Raw genomic sequence first — 22642 nt, forward strand, 5'->3', positions numbered from 1 at the left:
CGGACGTCACCGCCTGGTGAGCGCCGGGTGGTCGGCCACCACCGTGCACGAGCCCGGCGCGATCTCCGTGAACCCGGCGTCCCGGACCACCGGCAGCCCGCTCGTCGTCAGGGCGGGCCAGTGGGCGCGGTCCGCGGTGCGCACGGCGAGGGGGAAGCCCGCTTCCCGCCAGGCGTTTCGGGCCGCGTCGTCCAGCTCCCACCAGGCGAGCTGCGCGCCGTGACCGGCCTGGGCCATCGCCTTGCCCGCCGACATGTCCAGCTCCGGGTTCATCCAGAGCACCGGCGCGGACGGATCGGCATCGACCGGCGGCTCGGGGTCGTCGAGATCGGTGCCGGAGACCTGGAGCCGGGCCAGGTCCTTCGGCCAGCCGTCCAGCGGGACCGGCGGGAAGACCCGTACCTCCGCCGACTTCCCGGTGACCGTGACGCCGGGCAGCGCCTCGGCCCGCCGCCACTCGGCGCCGCGCGCCCGCCGCACGACCTTGCGGATGCGCGCGTCCTGCCAGTCCCGCATCGCCCGCGCCCACTCGCCGTCGCCGGTCGACCGCTCGTCGCCCAGCATCACCAGCACCGCCCGGGCCGCGGTCTCCAGCGCGTCGGTACGCGGCGGCGGGGCGGCCCGCTCGATGCGGACGACCAGCGGCAGGACGTACTGCGGCGCGAGGTCGCGGTCGCCGGGCTCGGGTCGGAAGGGGCTGTCGGGGACGGGCGTCGTCGCGTCGTTGCTCACGCCCACAGTCTGCCAAGGCGTGCGGCCGCGAGAGTATGACCCCATGCGAAGCGAGCTACGGCTGGACGGAGTGGGCCGCCGCTACGGCATCCGCGGGCCCTGGGTCCTGCGCGGCGTCGACCTGGCCGTGCCGCCCGGCACCCTCGTCCGGATCGAGGGCACCAACGGCACCGGCAAGTCGACCCTGTTGCGCCTGCTCGCCGGGATCGACGCCCCCACCGAGGGCCGGGTCACCGGCCGGCCGCGCACGGCCTACGTCCCCGAACGCTTCCCGCCCGCCCTGCCCTTCACCGCCGCCGCCTACCTCACCCACCTCGGCACCGTGCACGGGCTGTCCCGCCGGGCGGCGACCCGCGCGGCCGGGCAGTGGCTGGAGCGGCTCGGCGCCGCCGGACACGCCGGCACCCCGCTGGCGCGGCTGTCCAAGGGCAGCGGGCAGAAGGTGGCCGTGGCGCAGGCCCTGCTGGCCGAACCGGAACTGCTCGTCCTCGACGAGGCCTGGACCGGGCTGGACACCGAGGCGCGGGAAGAGCTCGACCGGGCGGTCGCGGAGCTTACGGCTGCCGGGGGCGCCGTCGTCTTCGTCGACCACGACCCGCGCCGCCTGGCCGGCGTGCCCGACGCCGCCTACGCCGTCCGCGACGGCGGCCTGCACCGCCGCACCGCGCGCGTCCCGGCCCCGGTCGGGCCCCGCGTCGTCGTCCGGGCGCACGGTCCGCACGGCGGCGCCCCGCCCGCCGAGGCTCTGCGGGTCACCGCCTCCGCCGAGGAGGACCGCCCCGGCCACTACACGCTCACCGTCCCCGCCTCCCACTCCGACGTCCTGCTGCGCACGCTCCTGACCGCCGAGCCGCCGTGGCACGTGGCGAGCGTGCACGCCCAGGAGGGCCCCCGATGACCGCCCTCTTCCGCTACCAGGCCGCGCTCCTGCTGCGCTCCCAGCGCTGGCTCCCGCCCGTCGTCCTCTACGCCGCCGTCCTCGCCGTCGGCGTACAGGGCGGGCAGCCGGTGCTCGACTCGCTGGGCTGGACGGCGGCCGTACTGCTGCCGGTCGCGGCCTGGCTGGTGCGGATCTGCGTCAGCGGCGAGCCGCCCGCCGCACGCGGCTGCGTCGCGGCGGCGCGAGGCCCGGCGCGGGCCCATCTCGCCTGTGTGCTGGTCGCCCTGGCCGCCGCCCTCGTGCTGGGCGCGTCCGCCACCGTCGTGGTCACGCTGATCAGCGACCCGGCCGCCTCCGACCACACCACTCGGGTGCCCCCGCTCGCGGCCGGCGGCTCCGGACTGCTCGCGGTGCTGGTGTGCGCCCTGCTCGGCACCGCCGTCGGCGCGCTCACCTCCTGGCCACTGCTCCGCTCGCCCGGCCGCGCCGTCCCGGCGCTGCTGCTCGCGGCCCTGCTCGCGCTGGTGGCGACGGGCTCCCCGGCACGGGCGGCGGTCAGCGGACTGGTCACCGGCTCGCGGGCGGGCACCGTACCGCTGCCGCTGCTCCCGCTGGGCGCGGCCGTGCTGATCGCCGGGGCCGCGTTCGCGGCGGCCTGCCGGCTCAGCTCGCGCAGGTCAGCCTGAGCAGGCCGTCCGCTGGGCCTCCTGCCACTCGCAGCGCGGGCACATGGTGATCCCCTTGTACGACTCGGCGTACTCCGTCGGCTCCCGGCACAGCACGCACTCCGCGTAAGGCGGGCCGTCGGCCTTGGGCGGCCGGGTCGCGTCGATCAGGCAGTAGTCGTCGATGCGCAGGTCGTCTTCGCCGCTCATGCCTCCAGCGTAGGCCCGTCAGCGGCGGCCGTTCGCGGCGCCGATCAGCTCCGAGACCTTGACGAACCGGTAGCCCTGCTTCCGCAGCTCGGGGACGATCGTGCGCACCGCCTCCGCGGTGACCGGAGCGGCGCTGCGGGTGCAGTGCATGACGACCACCGACCCCGGCTTCACCCCGTCCAGCACCTGCCGGGCCACCGCGTCGGCGTCCGTGGCGAAGGCGTCCCCGCTCACCACGTCCCACTGCACCGCGGTGACGCCGGCCGCCGTCAGCGCCTTGAGGGCCGCCTTGTCGTAGCAGCCGCCGGGGAATCGGAAGTACGGCATCGGGTCCGGCACCCCGGCCTCGCGGAACGCCGCGTACGCCCGCTCCACGTCGGACCGCATCCGCTCCTCGGGGACGGTCGGCAGGCCGTAGCAGTCGTCGGTGAAGGCGTAGTGGCTGTAGGAGTGGTTCGCGATCTCGAACCGCGGGTCCTGGCCGATGGACCGGGCGGCGTCCGGGTACTCCTCGGCCCACCGGCCGGTCATGAACACCGTGGCCGGCACCTCCAGCTTCCGCAGCGTCGCGATCAGCCCCGGATTGTCGAACCGTTCGCCGGCCGCGGCCCGCGGTCCCTGGTCGGCCGTCATGTCCGCGTCGAAGGTGAGGGCGACCGTCCGGCCGTCGGCGCGCGGCCCGTGCTCGAAGACGGGGGTGAGGCCCGCCGGCCCCGGCGCGAGGGTGGGCGGACGGGACGGTGCGGCGGCGGAAGCGGAGGGTGCCGAGGGTGCCGGGCGAGGGGCCTCACCCGGCTCGGTGCTCCCGCAGGCGGCGAGGGCGAGGGAGGAGGCGGCCAGGGCGCACAGTGCGGCGGCGCGGCGTACGAGAGTGGTCACCGCACGAACGTATGAGCGTGCTGTTCGGTTTGTACGACTATGGGTGGTGACGTGCCCGAGGCGTCACCCTCCCGGATCAGGCGTCGCCGCGCCGGTCAGATGTCCCGCCGCTCCAGCGGCTTCGTCGCCGGGCCCTGGATCACCTTGCCGTCCGTGTCGAAGCGGGAACCGTGGCAGGGGCACTCCCAGGCCCGCTCGGCCGCGTTGAAGCTGACCAGGCAGCCGAGGTGGGTGCAGCGCGAGGACACGGCGTGCAGCGCGCCCGCCTCGTCCCGGTAGACCGCCAGCCGGTCGCCGCCCACCCGGACCAGGGCACCCTCACCGGGCGGCAGGGCGTCCACGGGCGGCGCGGGCCGCAGGCGGTCGCCGACGAAGTGGCGGGCGACCTCCGCCTGCGTCTTGAGGAACGACGGCGCCTCGCGCACCGCCGTGCGCAGCCTGCGCGGGTCGTACAGCCCGCTCCACGGGCACTCCTCGCCGGTGATCTGCGCGGTGAGCAGCCGGCCCGCCATCATGCCGCCGCTCAGGCCCCAGCCGCCGAAGCCGGTGGCGACGTACGTGTGCTTCGCACCGGGGTGCAGCGGGCCGACCATCGGCACGGTGTCCGTCGGGTCGATGTCCTGCGTCGCCCACGCGTAGGTGAGGTCGACGCCGGGGAAGTGCTCGCCGGCCCAGGCGGACAGGCGGTCGAAGCGCTCCCGGGTGTCGCCCGTACCGGGGGTGAAGTGCTCCCCGGTGACGATGAGCAGCCGGCGGCCCGCCTCGTCCAGGGGCGCCGTGCGGACCGAGCGGGTGTTGTCGTCCGGCGTGATGTACATGCCGTCGACGTCGCGGTCCGCCTCGATGCTCCCGGCGACGACCAGCTCGCGGCGCGGGGAGAGACGGGCGAACAGCAGGGCCCGGTCGAAGATCGGGTAGTGGGTGGCGACCACGACGTCCCGCGCGGTGACCGTCGCCCCCGACTCCGTCGACACGCGGCACGGCCCGCCCTCGTCCAGACCGTGCACGGTGGTGCCCTCGAAGATCCGCCCGCCGTGCGCCTCCAGGTCCTCGGCGAGGGCCAGCAGGTACTTGCGCGGGTGGAACTGCACCTGCCCGGTGACCTTGACCGCGCCCGCGACCGGGAACGGCAGCCCCGTCTCCGTCTCGAACGTCGCCGGCAGCCCCGCCTCCTTCGCGGCGGCCGCCTCGGCCCGCACCTCGTCCACCCGGCCCGCGTCGCAGACGTACGTGTACGCGTCGCGGGTCTCCCAGTCGCAGTCGATGCCCAGCTCCTCGACGATCCCCGCGGCGTGCTCGATCGCCTCGGACTGCGAACGGGCGTACAGCCGGGCGCCCCCGGGGCCCCGGGTACGGCGCAGCTTGTCGTAGACCAGCGAGTGCAGGGCGGTCAGCTTGGCGCTGGTGTGCCCGGTGACACCGGCGGCGACCCGCCCGGCCTCCAGCACCGCCACACTGCGTCCCGCCCGCGCCAGTTCCCAGGCCGTGCTGAGACCGGCGACGCCCGCGCCGATCACGGCGACGTCGACGTCGAGATCCTCAGCGAGGGCGGGGCGCGGCGCACCGCCCGGTGCCGTCTGAAGCCAGTAGGAGCCCTTGACCTGCGCTTTCTCCGTCATGCGGTGCCGGGTACCCACAGGCCGTGGCTTCAGTGACCGGGCGGTGCGCCCGGCGGCTACCTGCGCCAGGGGCCCGTCACCGCGAACGTGGTCCCGGGCGTGTAGCAGTTGACGTACATCGTGTCCCCGTCGGGCGAGAAGGTGACGCCGGCGAACTCACCCCACTCGGGCTCCTCCTCGGTCCCGATGTTCTGGGCGCCGCGGGCCATGGCGTAGACGTCGCCGCGCCGGGTCACGCCGAACACGTGCTGGGCGCCGTTGCCGTCCTCGCAGACCATCAGGCCGCCGCTGGGGGCCAGGCAGATGTTGTCCGGGGACTCGCCCGGCAGCTGCACGTCGGTGTCCGGCCCGAAGACGATCACCAGGGTGAGCCGGCGCCGCTCGGGGTCGTAGCGCCAGATCTGGCCGTAGTGGTCGGCGGCGGAGCCCTCCGCGCTGCGGGCGAAGGACGACACGAAGTACACGCTGCGGCCGCCCCAGTAGCAGCCCTCCAGCTTCTGCGCGTGCGTGATGCCGCCCCGGCCGAAGTCCTGGAACCGAATGGGGGTCTCGACGGCCAGCGGGTCGGGTACGTCGACCCATTCGATGCCGTCGAAGCAGGCGCCCGTCTCCTGGATCGACGACAGGTCGGGGACGCCCGGCACGCGCATCGCCTGGAGCCGGCCGCCCGCCCGCAGCGAGCCCGTGCCGCCCAGCGGCTTCTCGGGCAGGAACCGGTAGAAGAGGCCGAACGGCCGCTCGAACGCGTCCTCCGTCTCGTAGACGACGCCCCGGCGCGGGTCCACGGCGATCGCCTCGTGCTGGAAGCGGCCCATCGCGGTCAGCGGCACCGCGCCGGTGCGGTGCGGGTCGACGGGGTCGACCTCGAAGATGAAACCGTGGTCCTTGGTGTAGCCGTTGGTGCCGGCCTTGTCCTCGGTCTCCTCGCAGGTCAGCCACGTGTGCCAGGGGGTCGGGCCGCCCGCGCAGTTCACGGCCGTACCGGCGATCGCGACCCGTTCGTCACGGACGTGGTTGCGGTGGTCCAGGCTCAGGGCGGTGCAGCCGCCCTTGCCCTCCGGGTCGTACGTCAGACCCTTCACCGTGGGGACGGGGACCCGGCCGTCGGCGCGGTTCTCGTGGTTGCGGACGAGGTGCACGCGGCCGTGTCTGCCCGGGAAGGCCGACATGCCGTCGTGGTTGGAGGGGACCGGTCCCTCGCCGGAACGCAGCTCGTCGCCCTCGCGGGACAGGACCCGGTAGCGGAATCCCTCGGGCAGGTCCAGCAGACCGTCGGGGTCGGGGACCAGGGGGCCGTAGCCGGCGCGGCCCGGGGAGTGCGCGGCGGCGGTGCCGGCGAAGAGCTCGGACAGGGCTCCGGTGAACGCGATGCCCGCACCGAGGGCACCGGTGCGGGCGAGTACCTGACGACGGGTCGCGTCGCGACTGGACGTGGACATGGGGCGACCTTCCTGCTGGCGGACAGGACTGTGACCCGCCGTGTCTATCACCTGCCGTGATTCCCGGGAACCACGCGCGTCGCACGTGTCACCGCTCGACGGGATGGTCCCGGCGCTCGACGGGCCGTTCCTGCGCCCCGCCGGGCCGGCCCTGGGCCTTCTGGGCCGCCTCCAGGAAGCGCAGCAGCTCCACCGGGAAGGGCAGCACCAGCGTCGAGTTCTTCTCGGCGGCGACCGCGACGACGGTCTGCAGCAGCCTGAGCTGCAGGGCGGCGGGCGTCTCGGACATCTCCCGCGCCGCCTCCGCGAGGACCTTGGAGGCCTGGAGCTCGGCGTCGGCGTTGATGACCCGGGCCCGGCGCTCCCGGTCCGCCTCCGCCTGCCGGGCCATCGAGCGCTTCATGGTGTCCGGCAGGGACACGTCCTTGATCTCGACCCGGTCGATCTGCACGCCCCAGCCGACGGCCGGGCTGTCGATCATCAGCTCCAGGCCCTGGTTGAGCTTCTCCCGGTCGGACAGCAGGTCGTCCAGGTCGCTCTTGCCGATGATGGAACGCAGGGAGGTCTGCGCCATCTGCGAGACGGCGAACCGGTAGTCCTCCACCCGGACGAGCGCGTTGGCCGCGTCGACCACCTTGAAGTACACGACCGCGTCCACCCGTACCGTGACGTTGTCCCGGGTGATGCCCTCCTGCGCGGGCACCGGCAGCGTGACGATCTGCATGTTCACCTTGTGCAGCCGGTCCACGAACGGGACCACCATCGTGAAGCCGGGCTCGCGCACCTCGCCCGCCAGGCGTCCGAGCCGGAAGACGACCCCGCGCTCGTACTGCTTGACGACCCGCGCCGCCGAGGCGACGTAGAGGACCCCCGCGCTTCCGGCGGCGGCGGCCGCGGTCAGCAGCTCCTGGAGCATGACGACCCCTTCCCTCAGAGGCCCGTTTCGTCCCTCCTTGTCACGATAGGCCCGGTAGCCGGTGTGGTGACAGGCCCGGCAGCCGGTACGGCGGCAGGCCCGGCAAGCGGTGTGGCGGCAGGCCCGGCGGACGGAGGCAGACGGACCGGCGTCCGGTCCGAGGCCGTGCCCCGGACCGGACGCCGTCACCGATGAAGACCAGCCGGGCTACACGGCGGCCTTCGCGGGTTCCGTGACCTTCACCGGGTCCGTGCCGGTGGAGCTGTGCCGCTCGGCCCAGTTCTCCAGCGCGGTGCGGCAGGCGTGGTCCAGGTGGTGCAGCCCGGACAGGTCCAGCTCGACCGGCCGGTCCTGCGGCAGCGCCTCCAGGCTCTCCAGGATCCTCGGCAGCCTGAGGAAGGTCGCGTTGCCCGTCAGGTGCGCCTGGATCGGTCCGGCGCCCTTGTCGACGACCTCCAGCTTGAGGTGCGAGGCTTCCCACGCGGTCTTGACCACGGACAGGGCGAGACCGATCAGCACGCCCTCGAACATGTTCACCGCGACGATGGACACGGCGGTGACCACGAGGATCAGCGCCTCGCCCCGGTGGTCGCGCCACAGCGGCACGATGCTGCGGAACGGGATCAGCTTCCAGCCCGCGTGGACCAGGATGCCCGCCAGCGCGGGCAGCGGGATCAGGGCCAGCACGGACGGCAGCAGCGCCGCGAACAGCAGAAGCCACACACCGTGCATCACCCGGGACGCCTTGGTGCGCGCGCCCGCGCTGACGTTGGCGGAACTGCGCACGATGACCGCGGTCATCGGCAGCGCGCCGAGCAGACCGCAGACCGTGTTGCCCGCGCCCTGCGCCATCAGCTCCTTGTTGTACTCGGTCCGCGGACCCTTGTGCAGCCGGTCCACCGCCGCGGCGCTGAACAGGCTCTCCGCCGAGGCGATCAGCGTGAAGGCGACGATGGTGCCGAGCAGGCCCACGTTCACGAGCTCGCCGAAGGCGTCGGCGCCGGGCGGCTGGATCACGTCCAGCAGTCCGCTCACCTCGACGGTCGCCACCGACAGCCCGAACGCGGCCGTGACCGCCGTGGCCAGGCCGACCGCGGCCAGCGCGCCCGGCACGGTCTGCGCCCGCTTCGGCAGCCGCTTCCACAGCACCATCACCGCGACGGTGCCCGCGCCGAGGGCGAGCGAGGTCAGCGCCTCGGTGCTGCCCAGCGCGTCCGCGGCGGCCCCGGGCAGCCCGGTGAGCTTGTCGATGCCGGAGGCGGGTGCCTCCAGCCCGGCCGCCGAGTAGAGCTGTCCCGCGATGAGCACGAGGCCGATGCCGGCCAGCATGCCCTCGACGACCGACAGGGAGATGGCCCGGAACCAGCGCCCCAGTTTCAGGGCGCCCATCCCGAGCTGGATCAGTCCGGTGGCCAGCACGATCACGCCGAGGGCGGCCAGTCCGTAGGAGTCGACCGCGCCGAAGACCAGCACGGTCAGTCCGGCGGCCGGACCGGACACCTGCAGGCTGCTGCCCGGCAGGAGACCGGTGACCAGACCGCCCACGATTCCGGTGACCAGGCCGAGTTCGGCCGGGACACCGGAGGCGACGGCCACGCCCACGCAGAGCGGGAGGGCGACCAGGAACACGACGAGCGAGGCGGTGAAGTCCTGCCGCAGGTACGGGAACTTCCTGGCGTTCTGGGGGGAGTTCGGAGTGTTCTCGGATATCGACGTCATGGCGGCGCTCACAGCGTCTCGAACGCGTCGGTGTCCGCCCGGTGTTCGCGTACGACACCGGTGTGGACCTCGTAGTACCAGCCGTGCATCCGCAGCCGGCCCTCCGTCAGGCGCCGCTCGACGCACGGGTAGGAGCGCAGCCGCAGCAGTTGCGACAGGACGTGGTGCTGGACGGCCTCGGCGACCGTCGGGTCGGCGGGATCGCAGGGCTCCGGCTCGTCCGCGGCCGCGGCCAGCCAGTCGCGGACGGCGGGCACGGCGGTCAGGTCGTCCCCGCGCACCAGCGCGCCGACGGCGCCGCAGTGCGAGTGGCCGCAGACCACGATGTCGGTGACGCCGAGCACCTCGACGGCGTACTCGACGGTGGCCGCCTCGCCGGAGGGGTGACCGGCGCCGTACGGCGGGACGATGTTGCCGGCGGTGCGCAGCTCGAAGAGCTGGCCGGGCCGGGCTCCGGTGATCAGGGCGGGTACGACCCGGGAGTCGGAGCAGGTGATGAACAGGACTTCGGGCGACTGGCCTTCGGCGTGCCCGGCGAACTCCTCAGGGCGCTGTCCGAACGTACGGGCGTTGTCGATGAGGGGCTGCATGATGGGGTTGTTCCTCCTGGCGCGCGTGGGGGCGCGTCGGACGGTCAGGTCAGAGGTGGGGGTAGCGGCCGGGATCTCAGCAGCGGAAGACCTGGAGCGCCGCGGGGGAGTGGTCCGTCGCGTTTCCGGGCCGGTGTTCTCCGGCACGGACGGGCACGCCGGGGTCCGGTACGAGCGGGTCGGCGTGCCGCAGCAACGGGCGCTGGGGTGCGTCGGGCTGCGGTGCGGCGGTGCCGCGGTGCCGGTCGCGGACGCGCGGGGCGGTGGTCGGGTTGCCCGGGCGGTCGGTCTCGTGACAGGTGACGGTCTCGTCGTGCCCCGCCGTCTCGGCGGGGGTGGTCCCGAGTCCGGTGTTGGCCACGACATCACCGCTCGTATGCGCGGATGCGAAGGAAACGGTGGGAGTGAAGATCTGGAGCGCGAACAGGACGGCGGCGAGGATCGGAACCACGGTCCGGGCCGTCGTGCCTCGGAACATGCGCCCCCTTCCAGGCGTTTCCTGCCGCTGGTATATGCCGGGGCATGGTCAACACCCGGTCAATGCACGGTCAATGCGCGGTCAAGAAGCACGTTAACCCTCCAACACGCTTTGCAGGGTTAACGTGGCGTTACGTAGTGAAGAGAGCCTGAAAATGGCGGGTGGGTTGGCGGGAACCAACCGTTCCTCAGGGCGTGTCGACCAGTCGGGCCGCGTCCCGGGCCAGTGCGGTGAGCCGGGAGATCGCCCGGAAGTACTTCTTGCGGTACCCGCCCTTCAGCATCTCCTCGCCGAAGAGCCGGTCGAAGGGCAGTCCGGAGGCGAGGACGGGCACCTCGCGGTCGTAGAGCCGGTCGGCGAGGACGACGAGGCGCAGCGCGGTCGACTGGTCGGGCACCGGGCGCACCCCGGTCAGGCAGACGGCCGCGACACCGTCGGTCAGGGCGCCGTAGCGGCTGGGGTGGACGCGGGCGAGGTGGTCGAGGAGGGCGGGGAAGTCGTCCAGGGAGGCGCCCTCGGTGGTCTGCGCGGCGCGGGTCACCTGAGCGTCGGAGTACGGTGCCGGCGCCTCGGGCAGACCGCGGTGGCGGTAGTCCTCGCCGTCGATGCGCAGGGTGCGGAAGTGGGCGGACAGGCCCTGGATCTCGCGCAGGAAGTCGGCGGCGGCGAAGCGGCCCTCGCCGAGCTTGCCCGGCAGCGTGTTGGAGGTGGCGGCGAGCGCCACCCCGGCCTCGACGAGCCGGCCGAGCAGGCTGGAGACCAGGACGGTGTCGCCGGGGTCGTCGAGCTCGAACTCGTCGATGCACAGGAGGCGGTGCCCGGAGAGGGTCCGCACGGTCTGCTGGAAGCCGAGGGCGCCGACGAGGTTGGTCAGCTCCACGAAGGTGCCGAACGCCTTGCGCTCCGGCTCCGCCGGGGTCGCGTGCCACAGGGAGGCCAGCAGGTGGGTCTTGCCGACGCCGTAGCCGCCGTCGAGGTAGACGCCACGGGGGCCGGCGGGGGCCTTCGGGGCCTTGCTCCGGCCGAAGCCGAGGAAGCCGCGCCTGCCCGTGGCGGCGGGGGTCCCGTCCAGTCCGGTCGCGAAGTCCTCCAGAACCCGGACGGCCTCGCTCTGGCTGGGCTGGTTCGGGTCCGGGATGTACGTGCTGAAACGGACCGAGTCGAAGCGGGGCGGGGGCACCATCTCGGCGACCAGGCGCTCCGCGGGGACGTGGGGCTCGCGGGCGCACAGGGAGAGCGGGGCGGCGGGGGCCGTCCCGGTTATCGGGGCGGGGCCGGATGCGGCGGAGCGGGAGGCGGGGGAGGAGGACGACACGGTTGTCCATGGTAGGGCCTGTCCGGAGGGCGCCGGCCGTGGTGAGGGTGCGCCGGGGCCGGTGCGGTGCGGTGTCCCGGCGCGCGGGCCGGGCGTGGGCGGGGCGCGTGGGCCGGGCGTGGGCGGGGCGCGCGGGCCGGCGCCGGCAGGGTGCCGCCGCGCCCGGCCGTGCCGCCCCTCGCGGCACGATCGCCGGGGCTGCGCGGCTGTGCGGCCGCGTGGTGGTACGCCGCTGCCCGGCGGGAGAACGGCCGCGCGGTTCGGGAGCCCGGCGCGTGGAACACTGCACCGCATGCGACGCCTGTTCCCCGCCCCTGTGACCGATCAGACAGCCGGCCCGGCCCCCGACGGAACCGACCGGGAGTGGAGCCTCGCCGAGCTGGCCGCCGCCTACGCCTATCCCGAGCCGGACGGGAGGACGGGAACGGGGGCCTGGCTGCGGGCGAACATGGTCTCCACCCTCGACGGCGCGGCCCAGCACGACGGCCGCTCCCAGCCCATCTCCGGCGCGGCCGACATGCGCATCTTCGGCACCCTGCGCGCGCTGGCCGACGTGGTGATCGCCGGCGCCGAGACCGTACGGCAGGAGGGGTACCGCCCGGCTCGTTCGCGCGCCGATTTCGCGGAGCTGCGGAAGGCGGCCGGCCAGCGCCCCGTGCCCGCGATCGCCGTGGTCAGCGCCAGCCTGGAGCTGGACTTCTCGCTGCCGCTGTACACCTCGCCGCTGGTGCCCACCCTGATCCTGACCGGTGCCGCCGCGGCCCCGGACCGGATCGCGGCGGCCGAGAAGGCCGGTGCCCGGGTGGTGATCGCCGGTGACGGCGTCGGCGTGGACCCGGCCCGCGCCGTCGACGCGCTCGCCCGGCTCGGGCACACCCGGCTGCTGACCGAGGGCGGCCCGCGGCTGCTCGGGCAGTTCATCGCGTCCGGGGTGCTCGACGAGCTGTGCCTGACGGTCTCGCCGACACTCACCGCGGGTGACGCGCAGCGGATCGCGGGCGGACCGTCGGTCGAGGTCCCGCGGCGGTTCGTCCTGGAGTCCCTGCTGGAGGAGGAAGGCTTCCTCTTCAGTCGGTACCGGCGCGACTAGGGCCTGTCCGACGATTCCCGCCCTCGCCCGGAGGCAGGCGGGAATCGCCGGAGGCCCCAGCCCGGGTTCGGGGCGGGCGGCGGCCGGACAGGGGTTCGGTCGTTACCGCGCATCCGGGAATCGGCGGAATCTCCCGTTCCGTTTAGTCCGCGACGGGCACACTGATTCCGGCAGTACCCGTGCGATCACGGGGCAGGATGGTTTCCGCAGGGTCTGGTACGGCCTACGGAGGGTGGGCCCGCGGGCCCACGAAGGAGAAGGGGCGCCTGGTGTTCACAAGCGTTTTGATGATCGAGAAGGCCCTGACGTCCGCCGACGTGGAGTTCGTCACCACCTTGCACGGGGACGAGCGGGTCGCCTTCCACGTGCTGCTCCAGCCGCGCGGCGATCAGGCGGACCGGCTGCTGAGAGCGATCGACGACGTCGCGCTCGGCGAACTCGACGACGCCGTGCGGGAGGGTGAGACGCCGGAGGGCGAGGAGGCGCTGAGCGTCGGGCAGCGGGCCCTGGAGGTGTCCCTCACGGCCCTGCGCGCGTCCGGAGCCGAGGCGGAGGGACGGCTGATCGAGGACCACCCGCTGGACGAGCTCAGGGCACTGGTCCTGGAGGCCGGAGCCGACGAGGTGATCGTCCTGACCGACCCCCACTACGTGGAGGAGTTCTTCCACCGGGACTGGGCCTCGCGGGCCCGCCACAAGGTCGGCGTACCGGTCCTGAAACTGTTCTCCCACAGCAAGGCATAGGCTTGGGCCGCGCTCCCCGGACCCGGGGGCGCCACCAGCAGACCACCTCACGCAGACCGTCGCACCTCTGGGGAGAACAGCGCATGGCACCCGGCCTTCCTACCGCCATGGACCGACCGCACTTCATCGGCATCGGCGGCGCCGGGATGTCGGGCATCGCCAAGATCCTCGCGCAGCGCGGGGCCGCGGTGGCGGGCAGCGACGCCAAGGAGTCCGCGACCGCCGAGGCCCTGCGCGCGCTGGGTGCGACCGTGCACATCGGGCACGCCGCCGGGCACCTCGCCGACGACGCGACCTGCGTGGTCGTGTCCTCGGCGATCCGCGCGGACAACCCGGAGCTGGCCCGCGCCGCGGAGCTGGGCATTCCGGTCGTCCACCGCTCCGACGCCCTCGCCGCCCTGATGAACGGCCTGCGCCCGCTCGCCGTCGCCGGCACCCACGGCAAGACCACCACCACCTCGATGCTGGCGGTCTCCCTGTCCGAGCTGGGTCTGGACCCGTCGTACGCGATCGGCGGCGACCTGGACGCGCCCGGCTCCAACGCCCTGCACGGCGACGGCGAGATCTTCGTCGCCGAGGCCGACGAGAGCGACCGCAGCTTCCACAAGTACGCCCCCGAGGTCGCCATCGTCCTCAACGTCGAACTCGACCACCACGCCAACTACGCGTCGATGGACGAGATCTACGAGTCCTTCGAGACCTTCGCCTCGAAGATCGTCCCCGGCGGCACCCTGGTGATCGCGGCCGACCAGGCGGGCTCCCGGGAGCTGACCCGGCGGCTGTCCGGCAAGGTGCGGACCGTGACGTACGGGGAGTCCGAGGACGCCGACGTGCGCATTCTGTCGGTCGTCCCGCAGGGCCTGAAGAGCGAGGTCACCGTCGTCATGGACGGCGCCGAGCTGACCTTCACGGTCTCCGTCCCCGGCCGCCACTACGCCCACAACGCGGTCGCCGCCCTCGCCGCGGGCGCGGCCCTCGGCATCCCCGCCGCCGAGCTGGCCCCCGCCCTCGCCGCCTACACCGGCGTCAAGCGGCGCCTCCAGCTCAAGGGCGAGGCGGCCGGCGTCCAGGTCGTCGACTCCTACGCGCACCACCCCACCGAGATGACGGCCGACCTGGAGGCCATGCGCGCCGCCGTCGGCGACGCCCGCATCCTGGTCCTCTTCCAGCCGCACCTCTTCTCCCGCACCCAGGAGCTGGGCAAGGAGATGGGCCAGGCGCTGGCACTGGCGGACGCGTCGGTCGTCCTCGACATCTACCCGGCCCGCGAGGACCCGATCCCGGGCGTCACCAGCGAGCTGATCATCGAGGCGGCCCGCGCCGCGGGCGCCGACGTCACGCCGGTGCACGACAAGGCGGAGGCCCCCGCGGTGGTCGCGGGAATGGCGAAGGCCGGTGATCTGGTTCTCACCATGGGCGCGGGCGACGTCACGGACCTCGGACCGCGCATCCTGGACGAGCTGTCGAGCAAGGCGAAGTAAGGGGCTGAGGACTCATGTCGTACGACGTCGAGAAGCCGGACGAGCAGTGGCGCGCGGAGCTGGCCCCGGCCGAGTACGCCGTACTGCGCCAGGCCGCGACCGAACCCGCCTTCACCGGTGAGTACACCGACACCAAGACCGAGGGCGTCTACTCGTGCCGGGCCTGCGGCGCCGACCTGTTCACCTCGCAGACCAAGTTCGAGTCGCACTGCGGCTGGCCGTCCTTCTTCGACCCGAAGGACACCGACGCCGTCGAGCTGATCGAGGACCGCTCCCACGGCATGGTGCGCACGGAGGTGCGGTGCGCGCGGTGCGGGTCGCACCTCGGGCACGTGTTCAAGGGCGAGGGGTACCCGACCCCGACCGATCAGCGGTACTGCATCAACAGCATCGCGCTGCGGCTCCAGCCCGCCGAGGGCTGAGCCGGCCGTTCAGCGGGCGGCGGCCGGGAGCGCCACGGTGAAGACCGTCGTGCCCGGCTCGCCGCCCAGCGAGATCGTGCCGCCGTGCGCCCGCACCAGGGAGCCGGCGACGGAGAGCCCCAGGCCGCTGCCGCCCCGGTCGCGGCTGCGGGCCTTGTCGACGCGGTAGAAGCGGTCGAAGATCCGCTCCCGGTCGGCCGCCGGGACACCCGGCCCGGTGTCCGCGACGGCCACCGTCACGCGGTCGTCCGCCGCCGACACCGTCACCGAGACCTTCGTGCCCGCCGGGGTGTGCACGGCCGCGTTGGTGAGCAGGTTGTCGAGCACCTGCCGGATGCGCTGCGGGTCCATGCGCAGCTTCACCACCGCAGGTCCGGCCGTCACCGTCAGCGGATGCTCCGGGTGACCGGCGCGGAAGGCGTCGGCCGCCTGCCGCACCAGCTCCGTGAGGTCCGCGTCCTCCCACCGCAGCGGCGCCTCCACCTCGGCCGTGTCCAGGCGCGCGAGGAGCAGCAGGTCGTCCAGGAGCACACCCATCCGGGCCGCCTCGGCGCGCAGCCGGGCCAGATGCCGCTCCCGCTCCCCGGGCTCGTCGGCCGCCGCGTACTGGAACAGGTCGGCGTAGCCCCGTACGGACATCAGCGGGGTGCGCAGCTCGTGGGAGGCGTCCGCGACGAAGCGGCGCAGCCGCTGCTCGGCCTCGGCGCGCACCGCGAGGGAGTCGTCGATGTGCTCCAGCATCGTGTTGAACGCCGTCCGCAGCTCCGCCACCTCCCTGCCGCCGTCCCGTCCGCCCACCCGCAGCGGCAGCCTGGCCGCGGACTCGCTCAGGTCGTGCGAGGCGATGCCGTGCGCGGTGCTCGCCATGTCGCTCAGCGGCTTCAGCCCGCGCCGCAGCATCCGCCGCCCGAACACCACCAGCGCCAGCAGCGCCAGTCCGAAGGCGACGACCTGCACCGTGATCAGCTGCTCCACGGTGTCCTCGACGTCCCCCATGGGCGCGGCGCTGACCAGCACCACCCCGGGCTCCACCTCGCAGGCGCGCAGCAGGTAGGGGCCGTGGCCGTCGATCCGCACGGTGCGGGTCAGGTCCTCGTCGGAGCGGGCCATCGTCCGGGCGAGGGCGGTGAGCGCGCGGCTGTCCGCCGGCACCTCGGCGGGTGTGCGCAGGTCCGCCGTGCCGCCGGAGACGTCGTAGACGGCCGTGTACCAGCCGTAGTACGGCTTGCGCCGCACCGTGCCGTGCGCCGCCGCGTCCTTGGACTGCACGACCTGCACCAGCTTCATCTGGTCGGCGAGCTGGCGCTCCAGGTAGTCCCGCATGTACGCGGTCAGCGCGGTGCCGACCACGGCGAACACCACCAGCGACAGCACGCCCAGGCCCAGCGCCAGCCGGGTCCCGAGCCGCAGTCCGCGGTAGGCCAGCCACCAGCGCCGTATCACCGGGCCGCCTGCCGGATCACGTAGCCGAAGCCGCGCACCGTCCGGATCAGCGGCTCGGCGTCGTCGGTGCCCGGGGCCGCGTCGTCCAGCTTGCGGCGCAGCCGGCTGACGACCAGCTCGACCACGTTGGACCGGCCGCCGAAGCCGTACTCCCAGACGTGGTCGAGGATCTGCGCCTTGGTCAGCACGGTCGGCGACTTGCGCATCAGGTAGCGCAGCACCTCGTACTCGGTCGGCGTCAGCGACAGCCGCCGCTCGCCCCGGCGCACCTCGCGGGTGTCCTCGTCCATCGTCAGGTCCGCCACCCGCAGCACCGACCGCTGGAAGTCCGGCCCGGCACTGCGCCGCAGCACGGTCCGCAGCCGGGCCATCAGCTCCTCCACCGCGAACGGCTTGACCAGGTAGTCGTCACCGCCCCGGGTCAGCCCCGCCACCCGGTCGGCCACCCCGTCGCGGGCGGTGAGGAACACCACCGGCACCATCGTGCCCGAGCGGCGCAGCCGGTCCAGCACACCGAAGCCGTCGACGTCCGGCAGCATCAGGTCCAGCACCACGATGTCCGGCCGGAAGTCGCCGGCCAGCCGCAGCGCCTGCTCGCCGGAGTTCGCGGTGACCGCCTCCCAGCCCTCGTAGCGGGCGACCGTGGCCACGAGGTCGGCGATGGGCGGGTCGTCGTCCACCACGAGCAGTCGTACTTTTTCCACCCGCTCATACTGCGCCACCGGCCGCCCGCACCCCATACCGCGCGGACCACAGCCGCGTGATCGATAAGTACTCGAAAGTCGCCCGACAGGAAAACGACAGGTCGGGCGGGTGAAGCTTCCTGGCGTGACCACTGCTTCGAGCGCCCCCCACCGTCCGCCGCCCCCCGCGCCGGCCCTCCGCCCGAAGGCGGTGGCCCGCACCGGCCTGTACGCGATCCTGGCCGCCAACGCGGTCGTCGTCGCCGTCCTCTTCGTCCGGGCGGGCTTCGCCGCCAACATCCTCGTCGTCCTCGGCCGCCTCACCGGCCTCTACGGCGCCCTGCTCATGGCCTTCCAACTGGTCCTGGTGGCCCGGCTGCCCTGGTTCGACCGGCGGATCGGCATGGACCGGCTGACGTCCTGGCACCGCTGGACCGGCTTCGCCGTCCTGTGGACGCTCCTCGCCCACGTCACCTTCATCACCTTCGGCTACGCCCGGTCCTCCGCCCTGGACCCGGTCGACCAACTCGTCGACCTCGCCCGGACCGTCGAGGGCGTGCTGCGCGCGCTCGTCGCCCTCGCGGTCCTCGTGGTCGTGGGCGCCGTCTCGGCGCGTGCCGCCCGGCGCAGGATGGCGTACGAGACCTGGCACTTCGTCCACCTCTACACGTACGTCGCGGTGGTGCTGGCCTTCACCCACCAGATCGCCGTCGGTACGAGCTTCACCTCCTCGCCGGCCGCGACGGCGTACTGGTACGGGGTGTGGGGCGCGGCCCTCGGCGCGGTGCTGGTCGGCCGGGTCGTGCTGCCGCTGTGGCGGAACCTGCGCCACCGGCTGCGCGTGACCGCCGTCGTCCCCGAGAACGACCACGTCGTCTCCATCCACATCACCGGCCGGGACCTGCACCGGCTGCCCGCGCGGGCCGGCCAGTTCTTCCTGTGGCGGTTCCTGACCCGAGACCGCTGGTGGCAGGCCAACCCCTTCTCGCTCTCCATGGCCCCCGACGGGCGACGGCTGAGGCTGACCGTCAAGACCGCCGGCGACGGCACCGCCGCACTGCGCCATCTGAAGCCCGGCACCCGCGTCTTCGCCGAGGGCCCCTACGGTGCCTTCACCGCCCTGCACCGCACCCGCCCCGACGCCCTGCTGATCGCCGGCGGCGTCGGCGTCACCCCGATCCGGGCCCTGCTGGAGGAGTTGCACGGCCACGCGGTGCTCGTCCACCGCGTCACCACCGAGCGCGACGCCGTCCTCCACGACGAACTGCGCGACCTCGCCCACGCCAAGGGCGCCGAACTGCACCTGGTCACCGGGCCCGCCGTCCCCGACCGGCTCGGTCCGCGCGACCTGGCCGCCCTCGTCCCCGACATCACCGACCGGGACGTCTACGTCTGCGGGCCGCCCGGCATGACCACCGCCGTGCTCCGCACCCTGCGCGAACTGGGCGTGCCCAAGCAGCAGATACACGCCGAACGCTTCAGCCTGGCCGGCTGACCCCGGCCCCACGAGAGGAACCACCGCACCGTGAAGCGCGCCCTGCCCGTCCTGGTCCTGAGCATCGCCGGTCTCGTCCCGGTCTGGCGCTACGCCCCGTCCCACGGGACGGCGGCCACCTCACCCGCCCCACCGGTCTCCTCCCCGGCACCGTCCGCGACGGTCCCCGGCACCACCGTCGTCGCGGGCCCCACCGTCGGCACCGACAAGGGTCCCGTGCAGGTGGAGGTGACCTTCCGGGACCACCGGATCACCGCCGTACGCATGCTCCAGCAGCCCGACCACCCGCAGACCGCCGCCGCCGTGCCGAAGCTGATCGAGGAGACGCTCCAGGCGCAGAGCGCCGACATCGACACCGTCTCCGGCGCCACCGTCACCAGCGACGGCTACAGGGAGTCGCTCCAGGCCGCGATCGACACCCGGGGCGCCTGAGGTGCGGCGCGTCGAACACGTCATGGGCTTCCCGGTCTCCCTGCGGGTGGACGACCCGGACGTGCCCGAGGAGGCCGCGGACGCCGTCTTCCGGTGGCTGCGCGAAGTCGACGCGCGCTTCAGCCCGTTCCGGGACGACAGCGAGGTCTCCCGGCTGGAGCGCGGTGAAGTGGCGCGGTTCAGCGCGGACTTGGCGGAGGTCCTCGACCTGTGCGAGGCGTACCGGGTCGCCACCGGCGGCGCCTTCGACGTCCGGCTGCCGGGGCGGGGCCTGGACCCCTGCGCGGTGGTGAAGGGCTGGTCGGTGCAGCGGGCGGCCGGACTGCTGCGCGCGGCCGGTGCACGCCGGTTCTGCCTCAACGCCGGGGGTGACGTGGTCGTCGCCGGCGGGCCCTGGCGGGTGGGGGTGCGGCACCCCGAGGACGCCGGCCGGCTGTGCACCGTCCTGGAGGTCGCCGACGGGGCGGTCGCGACCTCCGCGCGCTACGAGCGCGGCGGCCACATCGTCGACGGGCGCACCGGGCGTCCGGCGACCGGACTGCTCGCCGTGACCGTCGTGGCGCCGACCCTCACGGAGGCGGACACGGTCGCCACGGCGGCGTTCGCGATGGGCGCCGACGGCGTCGAGTGGGCCGCCGCACGGGAGGGCTGCGAGATCTTCGCGGTGGACGCGGGGCGGCGGGTGCTGCGCACGGCTGGGCTGCCCGTCGCGGGGTAGGCGGCCTCACACGGTCACCACGGTCACGCGACACCGGACGTCTAGACTCTCCCGGCAACGACCCGTGACGACCTGGCCAGAACCATCCGCCCACCCGAAGGGTATTCGGCGTTTTGATACGGATTGATTCAGTCACCAAGCGGTACCCGGACGGCACCGTGGCGGTCGACCGGCTGTCGCTGGAGATACCCGACCGCTCGATCACGGTCCTCGTCGGACCGTCGGGCTGCGGCAAGACGACGACCCTGCGGATGATCAACAGGATGGTCGAGCCCACCGAGGGCACCATCTCCCTGGACGGCGCGGACCTCCAGCAGCAGCCGGTCACCACGCTGCGCCGGTCGATGGGGTACGTCATCCAGAACGCCGGTCTCTTCCAGCACCGGACCGTCCTCGACAACATCGCCACCGTGCCCCGCATGATCGGGTGGGGCAAGCAGAAGTCCCGGGAGCGGGCCGCCGAGCTGATGGAGCGGGTGGGACTCGACGCCTCCCTCGCCAAGCGGTACCCGTACCAGCTCTCCGGCGGCCAGCAGCAGCGGGTCGGCGTGGCCCGGGCGCTCGCCGCCGACCCGCCGGTGCTCCTCATGGACGAACCGTTCTCCGCCGTGGACCCCGTGGTCCGCAAGGGCCTCCAGGACGAACTCCTGCGCATCCAGGACGAACTGGGCAAGACCATCGTCTTCGTCACGCACGACATCGACGAGGCCATCAAGCTGGGCAGCATGGTCGCGGTGATGCGCACCGGCGGCCGGCTCGCCCAGTTCGCGCCGCCCGCCGAACTCCTGTCGAACCCCGCGGACGACTTCGTCGAGGACTTCCTCGGCGCCGACCGCGGCATCCGGCGGCTGTCCTTCTTCACCGCCGAGGGCCTGGAACTGACGACGGACCCCGTCGTGCGCGCGGACGCGACGGCCGAACAGCTGGCCGCGCCCGACGCCCCCTACCTGCTGGTGACCGACGCGGAGGGCCGCCCGCTGGGCTGGGCCGAGCCGGGGGACCTGACCGCCGGCGACATCACGGCCGAGGGGCTGCTGCCCTACGGGCGGCCCTTCGTGCCGGGCACCGACTCGCTGCGGGCCGCCCTGGACTGCGCGGTGCTCTCGCCCACCGGCTGGGCCGTCGCCGTGGACGCCGGCGGGCGGGTGAGGGGGGTCGTCTCCCAGCAGGCCGTCGGTGAGGCGATCCGCGCCGCCCACAGTGCGGCGGACACCGGCGACCCGCGGGCCGCGGGGCCCGCCGACGTCGCGAAGGTCGCGCCGTGAACGGCTTCTTCGACATCCCGAGCGACCTCGACAACACCTACTTCGGCCTCATCGGACTGCACCTGCGCGAGGCACTGCTGCCGGTCCTGGCCGGACTGCTGGCCGCGCTGCCCATCGCCCAGCTCTGCGTGCGGTTCCGCTGGCTGTACCCGCCCGTGCTCGGCGTGACCACCGTGTTCTACGCCATCCCGTCGCTCGCGGTCTTCGTCGTCCTCATCGACTACACCGGCCAGACCGAGCTGACGGTGATGATCCCGCTGGCCCTCTACAGCCTGGTGGTGCTCGTCCCGGCCATCGTCGACGGCGTGCGGTCGGTGCCCGAGGAGACCCTGGCCGCCTCCACCGCCATGGGCTTCGGACCCGTACGGCGCTACCTCCAGGTGCAGTTGCCGATCGCCGTGCCCGCGATCCTCGCCGGCCTGCGGGTGGCCGTGTCGGCGAGCATCTCCCTGGTCAGCGTCGGCGCCCTCATCGGCAACCAGGGCGCCCTCGGCAATCTGCTCGCGGACGCCCAGAAGTACGGCCGGCCCGAGCTGGCGGTCAACTCGGTCATCACCACCGCCGTACTGGCCGTCCTGTGCGACGCGGCGCTCGTCCTGGTCCGCAACCTGCTGACGCCGTGGATGCCGCGCGGCAAGGCCGGGCGACGCCCGAAGCAGGCCGCCGCGCGGCCCGAGCCGGAGGAGGCGGCGACCCGGTGAACGTCCTCGACTTCGTCAACGCGTTCTTCAGCGACAGCGCCCAGTGGCACGGCTACGACGGCATCCCGCAGCGCCTGCTGGAGCACGTCCAGTACACGCTGATGGCGCTCGGCATCGCCGCCGCGATCGGGCTGCCCGTCGGACTGCTGACCGGTCACACCGGGCGCGGCGGCAACGCCGTCGCCTTCGTCGCCACCGCCGCGCGGGCCCTGCCCAGCTTCGGGCTGCTGGTGCTGATCGCCGTCGTCGTCGGCATCGGCCTGCTGCCCGTGATGATCCCGCTGGTCGTGCTCGCGATCCCGCCGATCCTGGTGACCACCTACGAGGCGGTCCGCTCCGTCGACCCCGCCCCGGTGGACGCCGCGCGGGGCATGGGCATGCACGAGCCGGCCATCCTCCTGAGGGTCGAACTGCCCGTCGCCCTGCCGCTGGTGCTCAGCGGGCTGCGCTCGGCCGCGATCCAGGTCGTGTCGACGGCCACCATCGCCGCGTACGTCAGTCTCGGCGGGATCGGCCGGTACATCATCGACGGCCTCTACCAGCGCGACTACGAGAAGGTGGTCGGCGGCGCCACGCTGGTGGCCCTCCTGGCACTGGTCACGCTCGCGGTGTTCTGGGCGGTGGAGCGGCTGACGGTCTCCCCTGGGGTGCGCAGGCGCTGACGCGCTCGAACATCCATGTGAAGGAAACCGTAACCAGGCCGTTCTTGACTGACCGACAAGTGGCT

Annotated in this window: 24 protein-coding genes; 12 read left to right on the forward strand and 12 right to left on the reverse strand. The window is 73.5% G+C overall.

The features are described from left to right. Positions 1–6: 6 nt before the first annotated feature. Entirely contained in the window at positions 7–732 is a 726-nt protein-coding gene (locus ACLIN4_RS27325; protein WP_307651968.1) for a peptidyl-tRNA hydrolase, read from the reverse strand. Positions 733–775: 43 nt separating this feature from the next. Here ACLIN4_RS27325 and ACLIN4_RS27330 point away from each other — a divergent pair, with 43 nt between their 5' ends. Both ACLIN4_RS27330 and ACLIN4_RS27335 read left to right on the forward strand, forming a co-directional pair. Continuing rightward, on the forward strand, positions 776–1630 hold the full coding sequence (locus ACLIN4_RS27330) for an ATP-binding cassette domain-containing protein (RefSeq protein ID WP_381914517.1): 855 nt from the start codon (positions 776–778) through the stop codon (positions 1628–1630). After that, entirely contained in the window at positions 1627–2298 is a 672-nt protein-coding gene (locus ACLIN4_RS27335; RefSeq protein ID WP_100047978.1) for an ABC transporter, read from the forward strand. The genes ACLIN4_RS27330 and ACLIN4_RS27335 overlap by 4 nt, the downstream gene beginning before the upstream one ends. Here ACLIN4_RS27335 and ACLIN4_RS27340 read toward each other — a convergent pair. The 9 genes from ACLIN4_RS27340 to zapE all read right to left on the reverse strand — a co-directional run bounded on the left by ACLIN4_RS27340 (position 2290) and on the right by zapE (position 11442). After that, positions 2290–2487: a hypothetical protein gene (locus tag ACLIN4_RS27340; protein ID WP_100047977.1), complete on the reverse strand. Its 198-nt coding sequence runs from the start codon at positions 2485–2487 to the stop codon at positions 2290–2292. The two genes, ACLIN4_RS27335 and ACLIN4_RS27340, sit on opposite strands and share 9 nt — an antisense overlap. 18 nt (positions 2488–2505) lie before the next feature. After that, the gene (locus tag ACLIN4_RS27345) at positions 2506–3366 is read right to left on the reverse strand and encodes a polysaccharide deacetylase family protein (protein WP_289909417.1); all 861 of its coding nucleotides are present in this window, start codon (positions 3364–3366) and stop codon (positions 2506–2508) included. A 95-nt stretch (positions 3367–3461) separates the two neighbouring features. Beyond that, positions 3462–4985: an FAD-dependent oxidoreductase gene (locus tag ACLIN4_RS27350; RefSeq protein ID WP_179342740.1), complete on the reverse strand. Its 1524-nt coding sequence runs from the start codon at positions 4983–4985 to the stop codon at positions 3462–3464. Positions 4986–5041: 56 nt separating this feature from the next. After that, positions 5042–6424: a PhoX family protein gene (locus tag ACLIN4_RS27355; protein WP_289909418.1), complete on the reverse strand. Its 1383-nt coding sequence runs from the start codon at positions 6422–6424 to the stop codon at positions 5042–5044. A gap of 88 nt (positions 6425–6512) precedes the next feature. Further along, positions 6513–7340: a slipin family protein gene (locus tag ACLIN4_RS27360; protein ID WP_107479986.1), complete on the reverse strand. Its 828-nt coding sequence runs from the start codon at positions 7338–7340 to the stop codon at positions 6513–6515. A 207-nt stretch (positions 7341–7547) separates the two neighbouring features. Then, entirely contained in the window at positions 7548–9059 is a 1512-nt protein-coding gene (locus ACLIN4_RS27365; protein WP_107479990.1) for a SulP family inorganic anion transporter, read from the reverse strand. Positions 9060–9067: 8 nt separating this feature from the next. Further along, positions 9068–9649, reverse strand: a complete 582-nt coding sequence (locus tag ACLIN4_RS27370; RefSeq protein WP_100047972.1) for a carbonic anhydrase — start codon at positions 9647–9649, stop codon at positions 9068–9070. Positions 9650–9725: 76 nt separating this feature from the next. Continuing rightward, positions 9726–10127: a hypothetical protein gene (locus ACLIN4_RS27375; protein WP_290012327.1), complete on the reverse strand. Its 402-nt coding sequence runs from the start codon at positions 10125–10127 to the stop codon at positions 9726–9728. A 187-nt stretch (positions 10128–10314) separates the two neighbouring features. Next, positions 10315–11442, reverse strand: coding sequence for a cell division protein ZapE (gene zapE, locus ACLIN4_RS27380; protein ID WP_179342739.1), 1128 nt, complete (start codon positions 11440–11442; stop codon positions 10315–10317). A gap of 292 nt (positions 11443–11734) precedes the next feature. Here zapE and ACLIN4_RS27385 point away from each other — a divergent pair, with 292 nt between their 5' ends. From ACLIN4_RS27385 to msrB, 4 genes are all read left to right on the forward strand, one after another. Then, positions 11735–12532, forward strand: coding sequence for a pyrimidine reductase family protein (locus ACLIN4_RS27385; protein ID WP_411576333.1), 798 nt, complete (start codon positions 11735–11737; stop codon positions 12530–12532). Between the two features lie 269 nt (positions 12533–12801). Then, a complete protein-coding gene (locus ACLIN4_RS27390) occupies positions 12802–13275 on the forward strand; it encodes an indole-3-glycerol phosphate synthase (protein WP_382023720.1) in 474 nt (157 codons plus the stop codon). An 83-nt stretch (positions 13276–13358) separates the two neighbouring features. Further along, complete coding sequence (gene murC, locus ACLIN4_RS27395) at positions 13359–14756, forward strand: UDP-N-acetylmuramate--L-alanine ligase (protein WP_398014268.1); 1398 nt, start codon at positions 13359–13361, stop codon at positions 14754–14756. Positions 14757–14770: 14 nt separating this feature from the next. Further along, positions 14771–15178: a peptide-methionine (R)-S-oxide reductase MsrB gene (gene msrB, locus ACLIN4_RS27400; RefSeq protein WP_107478051.1), complete on the forward strand. Its 408-nt coding sequence runs from the start codon at positions 14771–14773 to the stop codon at positions 15176–15178. Positions 15179–15187: 9 nt separating this feature from the next. Here the strand turns inward: msrB and ACLIN4_RS27405 are convergent, their stop codons facing one another. Then, positions 15188–16621 carry a sensor histidine kinase gene (locus ACLIN4_RS27405; RefSeq protein WP_107478050.1) on the reverse strand — a complete coding sequence of 478 codons (1434 nt, stop codon included), beginning with the start codon at positions 16619–16621 and terminating at the stop codon, positions 15188–15190. Then, on the reverse strand, positions 16618–17361 hold the full coding sequence (locus ACLIN4_RS27410; protein WP_107478049.1) for a response regulator transcription factor: 744 nt from the start codon (positions 17359–17361) through the stop codon (positions 16618–16620). Before ACLIN4_RS27410 ends, ACLIN4_RS27405 begins: the two co-directional genes overlap by 4 nt. Before the next feature lie 88 nt (positions 17362–17449). On the opposite strand from ACLIN4_RS27410, the gene ACLIN4_RS27415 reads away from it, so the two are divergent. The 6 genes from ACLIN4_RS27415 (at position 17450) to ACLIN4_RS27440 (ending at position 22577) form a co-directional block, all read left to right on the forward strand. Then, on the forward strand, positions 17450–18799 hold the full coding sequence (locus tag ACLIN4_RS27415; protein ID WP_289909422.1) for a ferredoxin reductase family protein: 1350 nt from the start codon (positions 17450–17452) through the stop codon (positions 18797–18799). 30 nt (positions 18800–18829) lie between these two features. Continuing rightward, complete coding sequence (locus ACLIN4_RS27420; protein ID WP_107478047.1) at positions 18830–19231, forward strand: FMN-binding protein; 402 nt, start codon at positions 18830–18832, stop codon at positions 19229–19231. A gap of 1 nt (position 19232) precedes the next feature. After that, entirely contained in the window at positions 19233–19949 is a 717-nt protein-coding gene (locus ACLIN4_RS27425; RefSeq protein ID WP_289909423.1) for an FAD:protein FMN transferase, read from the forward strand. 113 nt (positions 19950–20062) lie between these two features. Further along, positions 20063–21214, forward strand: a complete 1152-nt coding sequence (locus ACLIN4_RS27430) for an ABC transporter ATP-binding protein (protein ID WP_289909424.1) — start codon at positions 20063–20065, stop codon at positions 21212–21214. After that, positions 21211–21915, forward strand: a complete 705-nt coding sequence (locus ACLIN4_RS27435; RefSeq protein WP_107478045.1) for an ABC transporter permease — start codon at positions 21211–21213, stop codon at positions 21913–21915. The genes ACLIN4_RS27430 and ACLIN4_RS27435 overlap by 4 nt, the downstream gene beginning before the upstream one ends. Then, a complete protein-coding gene (locus tag ACLIN4_RS27440) occupies positions 21912–22577 on the forward strand; it encodes an ABC transporter permease (protein WP_107478044.1) in 666 nt (221 codons plus the stop codon). Before ACLIN4_RS27435 ends, ACLIN4_RS27440 begins: the two co-directional genes overlap by 4 nt. The last annotated feature ends 65 nt before the right edge of the window (positions 22578–22642 follow it).

Source organism: Streptomyces mutabilis (assembly GCF_046628145.1).
GTDB classification, from domain to species: Bacteria; Actinomycetota; Actinomycetes; order Streptomycetales; family Streptomycetaceae; genus Streptomyces; species Streptomyces mutabilis.

Excerpts from the sequence above, each read along its gene's own strand:
- ACLIN4_RS27410 (WP_107478049.1), bottom strand. The coding sequence starts at position 17,361 with ATGGGGTGCGGGCGGCCGGTGGCGCAGTATGAGCGGGTGGAAAAAGTA.
- msrB (WP_107478051.1), top strand. The coding sequence starts at position 14,771 with ATGTCGTACGACGTCGAGAAGCCGGACGAGCAGTGGCGCGCGGAGCTG.
- ACLIN4_RS27335 (WP_100047978.1), top strand. The coding sequence starts at position 1,627 with ATGACCGCCCTCTTCCGCTACCAGGCCGCGCTCCTGCTGCGCTCCCAG.
- ACLIN4_RS27360 (WP_107479986.1), bottom strand. The coding sequence starts at position 7,340 with ATGCTCCAGGAGCTGCTGACCGCGGCCGCCGCCGCCGGAAGCGCGGGG.
- ACLIN4_RS27385 (WP_411576333.1), top strand. The coding sequence starts at position 11,735 with ATGCGACGCCTGTTCCCCGCCCCTGTGACCGATCAGACAGCCGGCCCG.
- ACLIN4_RS27330 (WP_381914517.1), top strand. The coding sequence starts at position 776 with ATGCGAAGCGAGCTACGGCTGGACGGAGTGGGCCGCCGCTACGGCATC.
- ACLIN4_RS27375 (WP_290012327.1), bottom strand. The coding sequence starts at position 10,127 with ATGTTCCGAGGCACGACGGCCCGGACCGTGGTTCCGATCCTCGCCGCC.
- ACLIN4_RS27355 (WP_289909418.1), bottom strand. The coding sequence starts at position 6,424 with ATGTCCACGTCCAGTCGCGACGCGACCCGTCGTCAGGTACTCGCCCGC.
- ACLIN4_RS27370 (WP_100047972.1), bottom strand. The coding sequence starts at position 9,649 with ATGCAGCCCCTCATCGACAACGCCCGTACGTTCGGACAGCGCCCTGAG.
- murC (WP_398014268.1), top strand. The coding sequence starts at position 13,359 with ATGGCACCCGGCCTTCCTACCGCCATGGACCGACCGCACTTCATCGGC.
- ACLIN4_RS27340 (WP_100047977.1), bottom strand. The coding sequence starts at position 2,487 with ATGAGCGGCGAAGACGACCTGCGCATCGACGACTACTGCCTGATCGAC.
- ACLIN4_RS27350 (WP_179342740.1), bottom strand. The coding sequence starts at position 4,985 with ATGACGGAGAAAGCGCAGGTCAAGGGCTCCTACTGGCTTCAGACGGCA.
- ACLIN4_RS27365 (WP_107479990.1), bottom strand. The coding sequence starts at position 9,059 with ATGACGTCGATATCCGAGAACACTCCGAACTCCCCCCAGAACGCCAGG.